Origin of the sequence: Nocardioides sp., assembly GCF_035503875.1 — a bacterium.
Classification (GTDB): domain Bacteria; phylum Actinomycetota; class Actinomycetes; order Propionibacteriales; family Nocardioidaceae; genus Nocardioides.
The window spans coordinates 42,542-54,983 of record NZ_DATJTA010000080.1; the positions used below are offsets into that span (position 1 = coordinate 42,542).

Annotated in this window: 11 protein-coding genes; 3 read left to right on the forward strand and 8 right to left on the reverse strand. The window is 73.0% G+C overall.

Features of this window, described 5'->3' with window-relative positions; translation table 11 throughout:
* Position 1 precedes the first annotated feature (1 nt).
* The gene (locus VMF51_RS18960; RefSeq protein WP_325476024.1) at positions 2–2,005 is read right to left on the reverse strand and encodes a sensor histidine kinase; all 2,004 of its coding nucleotides are present in this window, start codon (positions 2,003–2,005) and stop codon (positions 2–4) included.
* Positions 2,006–2,134: 129 nt separating this feature from the next.
* Between VMF51_RS18960 and VMF51_RS18965 the strand changes: the two genes are divergently transcribed.
* The gene (locus VMF51_RS18965) at positions 2,135–3,472 is read left to right on the forward strand and encodes an AarF/ABC1/UbiB kinase family protein (RefSeq protein ID WP_325476025.1); all 1,338 of its coding nucleotides are present in this window, start codon (positions 2,135–2,137) and stop codon (positions 3,470–3,472) included.
* A 13-nt stretch (positions 3,473–3,485) separates the two neighbouring features.
* Here VMF51_RS18965 and VMF51_RS18970 read toward each other — a convergent pair whose 3' ends face one another.
* From VMF51_RS18970 to VMF51_RS18985, 4 genes are all read right to left on the reverse strand, one after another.
* Positions 3,486–3,983 (reverse strand): DinB family protein, encoded by a 498-nt coding sequence (locus tag VMF51_RS18970; RefSeq protein ID WP_325476026.1) that lies wholly within the window; start codon positions 3,981–3,983, stop codon positions 3,486–3,488.
* A 9-nt stretch (positions 3,984–3,992) separates the two neighbouring features.
* Positions 3,993–4,715, reverse strand: a complete 723-nt coding sequence (locus VMF51_RS18975) for a VOC family protein (RefSeq protein ID WP_325476027.1) — start codon at positions 4,713–4,715, stop codon at positions 3,993–3,995.
* 95 nt (positions 4,716–4,810) lie between these two features.
* A complete protein-coding gene (locus VMF51_RS18980) occupies positions 4,811–5,437 on the reverse strand; it encodes a YigZ family protein (protein WP_325476028.1) in 627 nt (208 codons plus the stop codon).
* Positions 5,434–6,213 carry a TSUP family transporter gene (locus VMF51_RS18985; RefSeq protein WP_325476029.1) on the reverse strand — a complete coding sequence of 260 codons (780 nt, stop codon included), beginning with the start codon at positions 6,211–6,213 and terminating at the stop codon, positions 5,434–5,436. Before VMF51_RS18985 ends, VMF51_RS18980 begins: the two co-directional genes overlap by 4 nt.
* A gap of 104 nt (positions 6,214–6,317) precedes the next feature.
* Between VMF51_RS18985 and VMF51_RS18990 the strand changes: the two genes are divergently transcribed.
* Positions 6,318–6,953, forward strand: a complete 636-nt coding sequence (locus tag VMF51_RS18990) for a hypothetical protein (protein ID WP_325476030.1) — start codon at positions 6,318–6,320, stop codon at positions 6,951–6,953.
* 76 nt (positions 6,954–7,029) lie between these two features.
* Positions 7,030–7,893, forward strand: coding sequence for a cobalamin-binding protein (locus tag VMF51_RS18995; RefSeq protein ID WP_325476031.1), 864 nt, complete (start codon positions 7,030–7,032; stop codon positions 7,891–7,893).
* An 87-nt stretch (positions 7,894–7,980) separates the two neighbouring features.
* On the opposite strand, the gene VMF51_RS19000 is transcribed toward VMF51_RS18995, so the two are convergent.
* The 3 genes from VMF51_RS19000 to VMF51_RS19010 form a co-directional block, all read right to left on the reverse strand.
* Complete coding sequence (locus tag VMF51_RS19000; protein WP_325476032.1) at positions 7,981–10,008, reverse strand: VWA domain-containing protein; 2,028 nt, start codon at positions 10,006–10,008, stop codon at positions 7,981–7,983.
* A gap of 69 nt (positions 10,009–10,077) precedes the next feature.
* Entirely contained in the window at positions 10,078–11,466 is a 1,389-nt protein-coding gene (locus VMF51_RS19005; RefSeq protein ID WP_325476033.1) for a sigma 54-interacting transcriptional regulator, read from the reverse strand.
* 31 nt (positions 11,467–11,497) lie between these two features.
* Positions 11,498–12,412, reverse strand: a complete 915-nt coding sequence (locus tag VMF51_RS19010; RefSeq protein ID WP_325476034.1) for a universal stress protein — start codon at positions 12,410–12,412, stop codon at positions 11,498–11,500.
* Positions 12,413–12,442: the final 30 nt, after the last annotated feature.

Genomic DNA, 12,442 nt, shown 5'->3' on the forward strand with positions numbered 1-12,442 from the left:
GTCAGGGCAGCAGGAGCTCGACCCGGGTGCCGCGGCCGCACGGCCCGGCGGTGACCTCGAGGGTGCCTGCCAGCTCGTCGGCCCGTTCGCGCATCGACTGCAGCCCGACACCGCGGACCGCGTCCGCCTCGATCCCGCAGCCGTCGTCGACGACCTCGAGCAGCACCGGGTCGCCGTCCCCGCCGCTGACAGTGACGGTGACCGTCGTCGCTCCGCTGTGCCGGACGGCGTTCAGCAGCGCCTCCGCCGCCACGTGGTAGACCGCGATCTGCCGCTTGGTGCCGACCGAGCCCAGCCCGTCGGTGCAGGTCCGGACGACGATCCCGGTCCCCTCGAAGCGGCGGGCCAGCACCCGGAGCGCGCCGACCAGGTCCCCGTCGTCGAGCTGCGCGGGCAGCAGTGAGCGAGCCAGGTGGCGTACGGCGTCGGAGCGCCGGACGACCTCCGTCTCCAGCTCGGCCAGCAGCTCGTCGGCGACGTCCGGCTCGTCCCGGAGCCGGCGGCGGGCGGCCGCGAGTCCGAGGGCGACCCCGGCCAGCACCGGACCGAGGCCGTCGTGCAGCTCGCGGCGCAGCATCCGCCGCTCCTCGTGCCGCACCTCCCCCAGCCGCTCCGAGGCGACCCGGAGCCGCCGGTTGGTCTGCTCCAGCTCGAGCGCGACCGCGACCAGGTCGCTGAGGTCACGCACGACCCGCACCGTGCGCAGGTCGAGCCGCTCCCCCGCCGTCGCGACGACGGTGAGGTCGCCGACGTGACGGCCCTCCACCACCAGCGGGAGGACGACGGCGTCGTCGCCCGGTGAGCGCGTCCCGCGCGCCTCGGCCCGTACGTCGGGGTGGTCCCGGGAGGCGACGGTGACCGACCCGAGACGCAGCCCGCTGCGCAGGCCCTCGACCAGGGCCGGCAGCGCCTCGGCGGCACGGCCCTGGCGCAGCCGCTCGCCGAGCCGGGTCAGCATGGAGACCGGGTCGCTGTCGGCGCCGTACACCATCGCGTCGACGCGGCGCTGCAGCTGGAGCCGGGCCGGGTGCGCGACCAGGGCCAGGACCAGGGCCGCGACCAGGCCGGCGGTCTGGTCGCTGACCGGCAGCAGCCGCAGCGTGACCCAGAGCGCCACGACGTAGATCGCGACCACGGTCGCGGTGAGCGAGACCCAGACGGCGAGCCGGCTGACGGCGACGTCGATGCCCCACAGCCGCTGACCCAGGACCACGACCAGCAGGGCGATGGGCAGGAACACCTGCGCCGCCAGCAGGCTCGCGCCCGAGAGCTGGAGGACGACCTCGTCCGGCCGCTTCGTCAGGAACGCGACCGGCACCATCGCGAGCACGAGCAGCGCCTGGCCGATGGCGAGCCAGCCGTAGCCGCTCACCCCCGAGCCCCTGCCCCGCCACCAGAGGGTCAGCAGCCGGACGAGGCCGAGCGCGCCGATCACCACGCACGCCCGGTCGGGCCACATCCAGAACCGCACCAGCAGGTCCTGCCACGGCTGCCAGTCGATCGCGAACGGGTTGGCGTGCGAGCCGACCGTCATCGTCGTCGCACCGGCGACGGCCGCCGCCAGGACCGCGACCAGGCCCGCCACGGCCAGGACTCTCGGGAGACCCCTCGGCCGGTCGGGCGAGACCAGCCAGGGCAGCACGGCGACCGTCGAGTACGTGCCGAGGATCCACAGCGGGAGGCTGGCCGACCACAGCAGGTTGCCGTCCGGGACGCCCGGGTGGGCGACCTCGAGGCGGACGTACTGCGTGGCGAGGCTCGCCGACCCGCACCCGAGCGCGACCGTCATCAGGATCCAGACCGCCGGGTGCCGGGTCCGCGGCAGCATCAGCACCGCGACCGCGCCGTACAGGAAGGCGCAGACGACGTCGACGACCCAGTACGTCACCGGCTCCGGGACCATCTGGTGCACCAGGAGCAGCACCACGCTCGCGGTCGCGCATCCGGAGGCGAGCAGGGCGACGGCCAGCGCGACCCAGCGCCAGCCTCGATGCTCCGTGGTCATGCCGGCTCGACGACGGGCCATCTGCGCATGCGCAGATGATGGGCTGCCCGGCGTCCCGGCCGCCAGGTCATCCTGTCCTCATCGGCCGGGCGCCAGCACGGACTGGGTCCCGCCCGTCACACTGGTGCCATGAGCGACCTCCCGCGCAAGGCGGTGGCCAGGACCGCGCGCCTCGCGGCCCTGCCGCTGGGGTACGCCGGTCGCAGCGCGCTCGGGCTCGGCAAGCGGCTGGGCGGCCAGCCCGCCGAGACCGTGATGACCGAGATCCAGCAGCGCACCGCCGAGCAGCTCTTCCGCACCCTGGGCGAGCTCAAGGGCGGCGCGATGAAGTTCGGGCAGGCGCTGTCCGTGTTGGAGTCCGCCCTGCCCGAGGAGCTGGCCGCGCCGTACCGCGAGCAGCTGACGCGCCTACAGGACGCCGCTCCCCCGATGCCGACCCAGACGGTGCGCGAGGCGCTCGCGCGCGACCTGGGACCGGACTGGAAGGAGCAGCTGGTCTGGCTCGACGGCGGTCCCACCGCCGCCGCGTCGATCGGCCAGGTCCACCAGGGGCGCTGGCACGACGGGCGCGAGGTCGCGGTCAAGGTGCAGTACCCCGGCGCCGGCGACGCGCTCCGCTCCGACCTGCGCCAACTCGCCCGGCTCGCCCGCACGATCGGCCCGCTGGTGCCGGGGGTCGAGATCCGACCGCTGATCGAGGAGCTGCAGGCTCGAGCCACCGACGAGCTCGACTACCACCTCGAGGCCGAGGCACAGACCGCCTTCGCCGACGCGTTCACCGACGACCCGGAGATCGTGGTCCCGCGCGTCGTGGCCGTCGGCGACACCGTGCTGATCACCGAATGGCTCGAGAGCCCCGCGTCGCTTGCCCAGGTGATCCGCGAGGGCACCCCGGAGGAGCGCGACCACTACGGCGAGCTGCTGGTGCGCTTCCTCTTCGCCGGCCCGTCCCGCACCGGCATGCTGCATGCCGACCCGCACCCCGGGAACTTCCGCGTGCTGCCCGGCCCCGACGGCGAGCCGGGGCGTCTCGGCGTCCTCGACTTCGGCGCCGTGGCACGCCTGGTTGACGACGGACTCCCCGAAGCCATGGGCCGGCTGATCCGGATCGCCGGACTCCAGGACCGCGACGCGCTGCTCGACGGCCTGCGCGAGGAGGGCTTCGTCAAGGACCGGATCAACCTCGACCCCGACCTGGTCCTCGACTACCTCTCCCCGTTCGTGGAGCCGACCCTGGTCGAGCGGTTCCGCTTCTCGCGCGAGTGGATGCAGGCGCAGTTCCAGCGCATCAACAACCCGCGCGACCCGTCGTACGCGGTGGCGATGCGGCTCAACCTGCCCCCGCAGTACCTGCTCATCCACCGCACCTGGCTCGGCGGCATCGGCGTCCTGTGCCAGCTCGGCGCCGAGGCGCCGTTCCGCGAGATCCTGACCGAGATGCTGCCGGGTTTCGCCGACCCGGAGTAACCCCATCGCCGAGTCAGTTGACCTGACCGTCGATGGACTCGCGGATGAGGTCGGCGTGGCCGTTGTGCTGGGCGTACTCCTCGATCAGGTGCACGAGGATCCAGCGGAGGTTGGGCCGGCCGGCGGCCGCGTGATGATTGGTGCGGGCCGCGAGGTCGTCGAGGCGGGCGGCGGCGTACACCCGGTCGGCGGCCGCGACCTCGGCGTCGTACAGCGCCCAGATCTGCTCGGGGGTGTCGTCCTTCGCGCTGTGCCAGTCCCAGTCGGCGTCGGCGCGCCAGTCGACGCTCGCCCAGGGCTCGCCAGGGTCCTGGCCGAGGAAGACGCCGGTGCTCCACCAGTTCTCGACGTACGCGAGGTGCTTGACCATCCCGCCGAGCGTCATCGTCGACGGCGGGTGCGTGGTGTCGAGCTGCTCAGAGGTGAGTCCGCCGCACTTGCGACGGAAGGTGTCGCGGTGGCGTTGGAGGAAGTACAGGAGGGTGGCGCGCTCGTCGCTGGACTGGCTCACGCGGTGACCCTAGACCGGATTCCGGTCCGTGATGCAGTACGGCGACCCCGCGGGTGGGCGCAGCACCGTCCACTGGTCGTGCACCGACAGCACCTGCGCGCCGAGCTCGACGTGCCGCTGCGTCTCGGCCGGCCGGTCGCTGCTGGCGAGGTCGAGGTGGGCGGTCACCTGCGGTTGCGGGTCGTCCAGGCGCTGGAGCAGGAGCCCCACCGTCATCTCGGGCGGACGGGTGGGCCGCACGAACTCCCGGCCCGCCTCCCGCGTCGGCCAGCCCGTCAGGCCTCCCCAGAACGCCACCTCCGCATCCCAGAGAGCGGGCGGGACGTCCAGGCAGACCTGGTCGACCGAGGACGAATGACCGCCGGGCCACACCGCGGGTTCGGCGCGGATCGCGCTGCGTTCGGTGACCAGGCAGAAGGTGAACCCGCCGGGCGACGAGAGCACGGCGTACTCCCGCTCGTCGAGCAGTGTCGCTCCCAGCCCCACCGCGTCCTCGACCGCGGGGCTGAGCGCCGGGACGTGCAGGTCGAGGTGGATCCGGCTGGGACCGTCGCTCAGCCGCTGGACCTTGAGGTGTACGTCGGCGCCGGGTGGAAGGTACGACGCGAACTCGTCGTGGTCGCCGCGGGGCGCGGACAACCCGTGGCCGGTGACGCCGCGCCAGTGTTCGACCGCGGCGGCATGGTCTTCCGGGGCGAGGTCGAGGAAGGCGGTCACCCAGGCGGGGGTCATGTCGAGACCCTACGAGGGGCGGCGCCGGGTTGGCGCCGTCTGTTTGCTCGGCGGGTTTCGAGGCTCGCTTCGCTCGCACCTCAACCAGCGTCCGGTCAGCCGTCGGCCCAGCGCTCGCCGGCTGGCTGGAGCTCGCCGCGGCCGGCGGTGAGCTCGGCGACGAGGGCGTGCAGCCGCTCCACGCCGTCGGGAGGTACGCCGAGGAGCAGCGTCGCGCGGGCGGCGTACGACGTGCCGAGGACGGTGATCCCCCGCGTGCGGAGCTCGGTCTCGACCCGGCCCGCGTCGGCGTGGGAGACCTCCAGGGTGTGCTCGCGCACGAGCGAGCGGCGCAGCGTGCCGGCGGCGTCGAGGCCCGCGCGGACCGCGTCGCCGTACGCGCGGACCAGGCCGCCCGCGCCGAGCAGCGTCCCGCCGAACCACCGGGTGACGACCGCGACGGTGTCGCTCACCCCGGCACCCCGCAGGACCTCGAGCATCGGCGCGCCGGCCGTGCCGGCGGGCTCGCCGTCGTCGCTGGAGCGCTCGACCGGGACGGGCGGAGGTCCGAGGACGAACGCGGTGCAGTGGTGCCGGGCGTCCCAGTGTGCCGAGCGCAGCCGCTCCACGACGGCCCGCGCCGCGGCCTCGTCCTCGACCCGGACCAGCGTCGCCAGGAACCGCGACCGCTTCACCTCGATCTCCGCCTCGGCATCGCGCGCGAGGGTGAGGTAGCTGCTCACCAGACCCCCAGCACGTCGCCGCCGATCCGCAGGATGAACGCGGAGACGACCACGATGAAGAAGACCCGCACGAAGCGGGCACCGCGCGAGACGGCGACCCGCGCGCCGACGTACCCGCCGACGAGGTTGCAGGCGCCGAGGACGAGCCCGGTCTTCCACAGCACCGCCCCCTGCGGCACGAAGAGCAGCAGCGCGCCGAGGTTTGTCGCCCAGTTGGCCAGGCGGGCCTTGGCGGAAGCGTCGAGGAAGCCGTAGCCGAGCAGGCCGACCAGCGCGAAGACGAAGAAACTGCCGGTGCCCGGGCCGAGCGCGCCGTCGTAGAAGCCGATCGCCACGCCGACGACCATGGCCGCGACCAGATGACGGTGCCCGGAGAAGCGCAGCGCGGTCGCGGCGCCGAGGGTGGGCTTGAGGAGGACGTACGCGCCGACGACGACGAGCGCGACCAGCACGATCGGCTCGAACGCCGAGCGCGGAATCCGGCTCGCCACCAGGGCGCCGCAGTACGAGCCGACGAGGGCCAGCGCCATCAGCGGGACGAACGTGCGGGGGTCGGGGCGGACGCGGCGGTAGTACGTCGCCGAGCTCACCGTCGTCCCGCAGATGCTGGCGAGCTTGTTGGTGGCCAGGACCTGCACCGGGCTCGCGTGCGGCAGCCCGACCAGGAGCGCCGGCAGCTGGATCAGGCCGCCGCCTCCGACCACCGCGTCGACGAATCCCGCGGTCACCGCGGCCAGCCCCAGCAGGGCGAGCACGGTCAGGGTCGGATCCTCCACCCGCCCGATTGTCCGCGAGGGGGTAATCCTCGAGCGAACCGGACGGCCTCCTCGATACGGTCTGCTCCGTCACCCACATCCACCTCGGAAACCGGAGCACCACCATGTCCGCTCGTCGACTGACCCGCGCGCTGATCGCGCTCGCAGTCCCCGCCCTCACCGTCACGGCCCTCAGCGCGCCCGCCACCGCGGCCGCGAAGGGGCCGGCCGTCCCGTCGGTCGCCAAGGTCGCGAAGATCTACCCGCACCTCGCCGGCGGCACCTCCGACCCGACCAGCTCGAAGCTGCACTGGCCCAGCAAGAAGTGCGGCAAGCAGGGCAAGGTCATCAAGGGCGCGAAGGCCACGTTCGCGCTGTACTCGTCCGCCGACCCGGCCGACTACGCCTACACCGCCGCGAAGCCGATGACCTACGTGTCGGCGATGAAGTTCCGCAACGCCAAGGACGCGATCAAGTACCTCCACGGCACGTCCAAGGGCGCGAAGTGCCCGGTCAAGGACCCGTCGACCGGCAAGGACATGAAGGTCAAGATCAAGAAGATCAAGTTCCGTCTCGGCGACGAGCGCTGGGGTTACACGGCCACGGTGACCATGGCGGGCGAGAAGTCCGTCAGCCACTCGCTGCTGGTGCGCGAGGGCAAGTACATCGTGAGCGCGAGCGCGATGTCGCTGGACGGCAAGGCGCCCAACACCAAGAAGGCGATCAAGCTGACGGGCCTCGCCCTGAAGACCGCCAGCTGACCCCGCACCACCACCACGACCCCCGGAGCCCCGCTCCGGGGGTCGTGCCGCGTCCGGGCGTGGGTACCGTCGAGGCGTGCGGATCGTGTCCCTGCTGCCCTCGACCACCGAGATCCTCTTCGCGCTCGGTGCGGGCGAGGACGTCGTCGGGGTGACCTTCGAGTGCGACACGCCGCCCGAGGCGCGCCAGCGGCGGATCGTGTCGACGAGCACCATGCCCGCGGGCCTCTCCCCCGCCGAGATCGACGAGTACGTCGCCGGCGCGCTTGCCTCGGGCCAGGACCTCTACCTGCTGGAGAAGGACGCGCTGCGCGAGCTGGACCCGACCCACGTCGTCACGCAGGACCTCTGCGCGGTCTGCGCGGTCGACGTCTCGACCGTCGACGACGCCCTCGAGCACCTCGGCTGCAGCGCGACCGTGCTGACCTACGACCCGCACACGGTCGACGAGGTGCTCGCCTCGATCGTCTCGCTGGGTGCCGCGGTCGGCCGCACCGGTCCGGCGACGGCCCTGGTCGAGTCACTGCAGGAGCGCCTGGACGCCGTCGCGGCCCGCGTGGCCGGCCGCCCCCGGCCCCGGGTGGTGGTGCTGGAGTGGACCGACCCGCCGTACGCCCCCGGGCACTGGATCCCCGAGATGGTGGAGCTCGCGGGCGGACAGCCGGTCCTCGGCACCGCCGGTGCGAGGTCGACGCGTGTCGAGTGGTCGGACGTGTACGACGCCCACCCCGACGTCGTCGTCGTGGCCCCCTGCGGCTACGACCGGGCCGGCGCCCAGGCGCAGGCCGACGCGCTCGTCGCCGGAGGCCTGCTGCCCGCCGTACCCGTGCTCGCGGTGGACGCCGACGGCAGCTGGGCGCGGCCGGGGCCGCGGATCGTCGACGGGGTCGAGGAGCTGGCGGCGTACCTGGATGCCTCAGGGGTCACTCCGGTCACGTGACTCGGGGGGAGCCTGACGTTCTGGGGTGGAATGTCGGCTGAGAACGTCCGGATTCACCGGTGGACCGGTGAATCCGCACCCCCGGCCCTAGTCCCCCACCCAGAACCCACGCCCCCCGAACCAGTCACCGTACGCCGACCCACCCCCAGCGAGGCCGGGACCGCGGGAGCCGAGGTACGAGCCGACGACGGCGGCGCCGAGGTCGTCGAGCTCGGGGGCGACGACCCGGCCCTCGACGCGCTGGGCCATCGAGTCGACGAAGCGGGCCAGGCCGGGGTCCTCGCCGAGGCGGAAGAACGTCGTCTGGGCGCCGAGGCGGCGCGAGTTGTCGAGCTCGCGGACGGCGTACGCGACGGTCAGCGGGTGGGGCGGGTAGCTGAAGAAGACCTCGCCGTCGGGCTCGAGGTGGGACGTCGGCTCGCCGTCGGTGACGATCAGCAGCACCGGCTGGGCGTTGGGGTGCTTGCGGAAGTGCCGGTTGGCGAGCAGCAGCCCGTGGTGCAGGTTGGTGCCCTTCTCCCACATGGCGTCGAGCGCGGTGAGCTGCTCGATGTCCATCACCTCGGCGTGCCGGCCGAAGCCGATCAGCTGCAGGTCGTCGCCGCGGAAGCGCGACCGGATGAGCGTGTGCAGCGCCAGCGCGGTGCGCTTCATCGGCACCCACCGGCCGTCCATGGCCATCGAGAACGACGTGTCGACGAGCAGCGCGACCGCGGCCTGGGTGCGGGCCTCGGTCTCCTGCACCTCGACGTCGCCGATCTCCATCAGCGGGCCACCCCCGGCGCCGGCGCGGCGCAGGGTGCCGTTGAGGACGGTACGCGGGATGTCCCACGGCTCGGTGTCTCCGAAGGCCCACTCCCGGGTCGACCCCGACAGGTCGCCGGCGGCACCCGCCCGGCGCAGCTCGCGCTGGCCCTGCCGGCCGGTCATCCGGTCGGCGACGTCCTTCAGCAGCGCCTTCCCGAGCTGGCGCATCGCCTTCGGGGTCAGCTGCAGCTGGCCGGTGGAGTCGCGGCGCATGGTGCCCTGCTCGCGCAGCGCCTTCTCCAGCTGCTGCAGGGTCTTCGCGTCGACGGCCGCCTGGTCCCCGAGCTGGCGGGCCAGCTTGTCGAGGTCGAGGTCGTCCATGCGCGCCCCGCCGTACGACTGGGACAGCTGCTCGGAGAGCTGGTCGAGGTCTGCCAGGTCCTGGAAGACGCCGGTGCCGTCGCCGAGCCCGAGACCCTCGTCGCCGCCCATCTGCTCCGAGCCGCCCCAGTCCTCGCCGGGGCGCAGCGACTGCAGGTTGCCGTCGAGGCGGGACAGCGACTCCATGAGCTGCGGCGACCCGAATGCCTGCGCGGAGAGCTCCATCAGCTCCTGGCGCTGCTCGGGGCTCATCGAGTTGAGCATCCGCTGGGCGGCCGCCGCCCGCTGGGCCATCGCGTCGAGGAGCTCGTCGAGGTTCTGCGGGTTCTCGGGGAAGAAGTCGCCGTGCTTGTCCATGAAGGACTCGAAGTCCTCCTGGGTGTCGACGCCCTGCTGCCGCTTCTCCAGCAGCTCGTTGAGGTCGCCGAGCATCTCGTTGATCGCCGCGCGGTCCTCGTCGGTGGCGTTCTCGAGCGCGTCCTTCATGCCGGCGAACCGCTGGTCGAGCAGCTCGCGCCCCAGCAGGTCCTTGATCTTCTCGTAGTCCTCGCGCGCCTCCCGGCTCTGCCAGTCGTACGACGACAGCTCGCTCACCGCCGACGCGACGTTCGGCGAGAGGTTCTCGAGCTGCATCTCGCGGAACGCCCGGTCGGCGTCGTCCATCATCGCGTCGCGCGCCAGCTGCTTGCGCTCTTCGAGGACCGCCTGGTCGAGCAGCTCGCGCACCTCCTGCAGGGTGCCGTCGAGGTTGTGCCTCTGCAGCAGCTCGCGCCGCCTCTCGGCCACCCGGCGGGCCAGGTCGTCGAGGCCGGCCTGATCACGGCCGCCCCTGCGCAGGAACTCGCGCATCGCCCGCTCCGGGCTGTAGCCGGCCATCACGTCCTCGCCGATGGCGTCCAGCGCCTCGGCGATGTCGACCGGCGGTGCGAGCGGGTCGCCGCCCTCGTACCGCTTGAACCGCGTTCGAGAACCGTTCCGCCGGGTCATTCGGGGTCCCCGCGGAAGCGTGCGGTCTTCGCGCGAAGCGCCGCACTCGTACGGTTTCGTGGGGTGAAGTTAGCCATAGACGGTTTCCGCTCCGTCCGAGTCCTTGCCGATCTTGCGGGCGAGGTAGAGCCCCTCGAGGGCGAGCTCGATGGCGGCAGCGCGCTCCCCGTCGTTGCGCGCGCCGAGCCGGTCGCAGACCTCGTCGTACAGCTCCGACTCGCCGAGCACGGGCAGCCCGGCCAGGAAGTCGCGGGCGGTGACCCGCTCGCCGGTCGCGACCATCTGGCCCGCCTCGAGCGCGTCGACGAGCAGCGCGAAGTCGATGCCGCGGAAGTGCTGGCGCACCGTCTCGGCGGTCGCGGTGCGGAGCAGGTGGGTGAGGATCTCGGCCTCGCGGCCCTCCTCGCCGGACTCGAACTCGATCTTGCCGCCGAGCACGTCGACCGCGGTCTCCAGGTCGACGACCCGGGCCACCGCCTCGTCCTCGCCGCACACGCTGGCGCGGTGGATCGCCGCGGCGGCGATGGTCTCGGCGCCCGCGATCGCGAACCGGGCCGAGACGCCGCTGCGCTGGTCGACCGAGCTCGACTCGCGCAGGTTGCGGGTGAAGCGGGCCAGGATCTCGACCAGGAAGTCCGGGACCTCCGCGACCAGGTCGGACTCCTGGCGGATCACCGCGACCTCGTCGTCGAGCTCGAGCGGGTAGTGGGTGCGGATCTCGGCGCCGAAGCGGTCCTTGAGCGGGGTGATGATCCGGCCGCGGTTGGTGTAGTCCTCGGGGTTCGCGCTGGCCACCACGAGCACGTCCAGCGGGAGGCGTACGACGTACCCGCGGATCTGGATGTCGCGCTCCTCCATCACGTTGAGCATCGCGACCTGGATCCGCTCGGCGAGGTCGGGCAGCTCGTTGATGGCGACGATGCCGCGGTGGCTGCGCGGGATCAGGCCGTAGTGGATGGTCTCGGGGTCGCCGAGCGAGCGTCCCTCGGCCACCTTCATCGGGTCGACGTCGCCGATCAGGTCGGCGACGGAGGTGTCGGGGGTGGCGAGCTTCTCGGCGTACCGCTCGTCGCGGTGGCGCCACTCGACCGGCAGCGCGTCGCCGAGCTCGAGCGCGCGGCGGCGCGAGGCGTGGGTGATCGGCTCGAGCGGATGCTCGCCGAGCTCGGAGCCGGCGATCACCGGGGTCCACTCGTCGAGGAGCCCCACCATGGTCCGCAGCAGCCGGGTCTTGCCCTGGCCGCGCTCGCCCAGCAGCACCACGTCGTGCCCGGCGATCAGGGCGCGCTCGAGCTGCGGGATGACCGTGCTCTCGAGGCCGTGCAGACCCGGCCACGGGTCCACGCCCTCGCGGAGCATCGCGAGCAGGTTGTCGCGGATCTCGGTGCGCAGCGGCTTGGGGACGTGGCCCGAGGCCCGGAGCTCGCCGACGGTGCTGATGCTGGGTGCGGAGGTCACTCGACCAACGTACTCAGCATCGCAACGATCGTCAGGCGTCCGTCTCGGCCTCGTGGGGTACGACGGCGACCGCGCCGTCGGCCCGCTCGACGACGGCCGGAGCGACCGGCACCCGGATCAGGCTGCGCAGCCCGTTGGTCCTCCGCAGCCCGACGACCGTGAGGTCGCGCCCTCCGGACGCGGCGACGAGGGCCTCGTCGACCAGCCCGCGCCACAGCACGCGCTCGACCTGCACGTCCGGGTACTTCTCGCGCAGGCCGCTCATCGACGCGGCGACCATCAGCTCCAGGTCGGCGTACGCCGCCATCGCGTCGTCGGGGACCTGGTGGGCCGGCAGGGTCGCGACCTGCGCGTCCCAGAAGCAGTGCACGACCGTCAGCGGCAGCTCGCGCAGGGACGCCTCGCGGAAGGCGAGCTCCAGGGCCGGTTGGGACGCCGGGGTGCCGTCGACGCCGACCAGGATGCCGCCGGTCGCCTGCTCGATGCCGGGGCGCACCACCACGACCGGGCAGTGCGACTGGCGGGAGACGGCCACGCTCACCGAGCCGAGCAGCAGGCTCCGGACCGGTCCGCGGCCGCGGGACCCGACGACCACCATGCTCGCCGTCCGGGAGAGCTCCTCGAACGCCTCGCGCGCGTCCGCCTGGACGACCAGCTCGTGCACGGTGAGGTGGGGTCGGACGGCGAGCACCTCGTCGCGCACGGTCCGCACCAGCTGCTCGGCATCGGCCTTGATCGCCTTCGCCACCTCGCGGTGGTCGATGCCCGCCTGGTCCAACCAGGTACCGCCCTGGAGGGTCCAGGCGTGGACGAGTACGAGCGGGCGCCGGGTCAGGTCGGCCTCGGTGGCGGCCCAGCGCACGGCGCGCGCGGCACCCTCGGACCCGTCGACCCCGACGACGACGGTGCCTGCGGGGACGGCGCTGATGCTGGTGAAGGTCTCCATGGACTCATTCTGCCGAGGACGCCGTCCGCC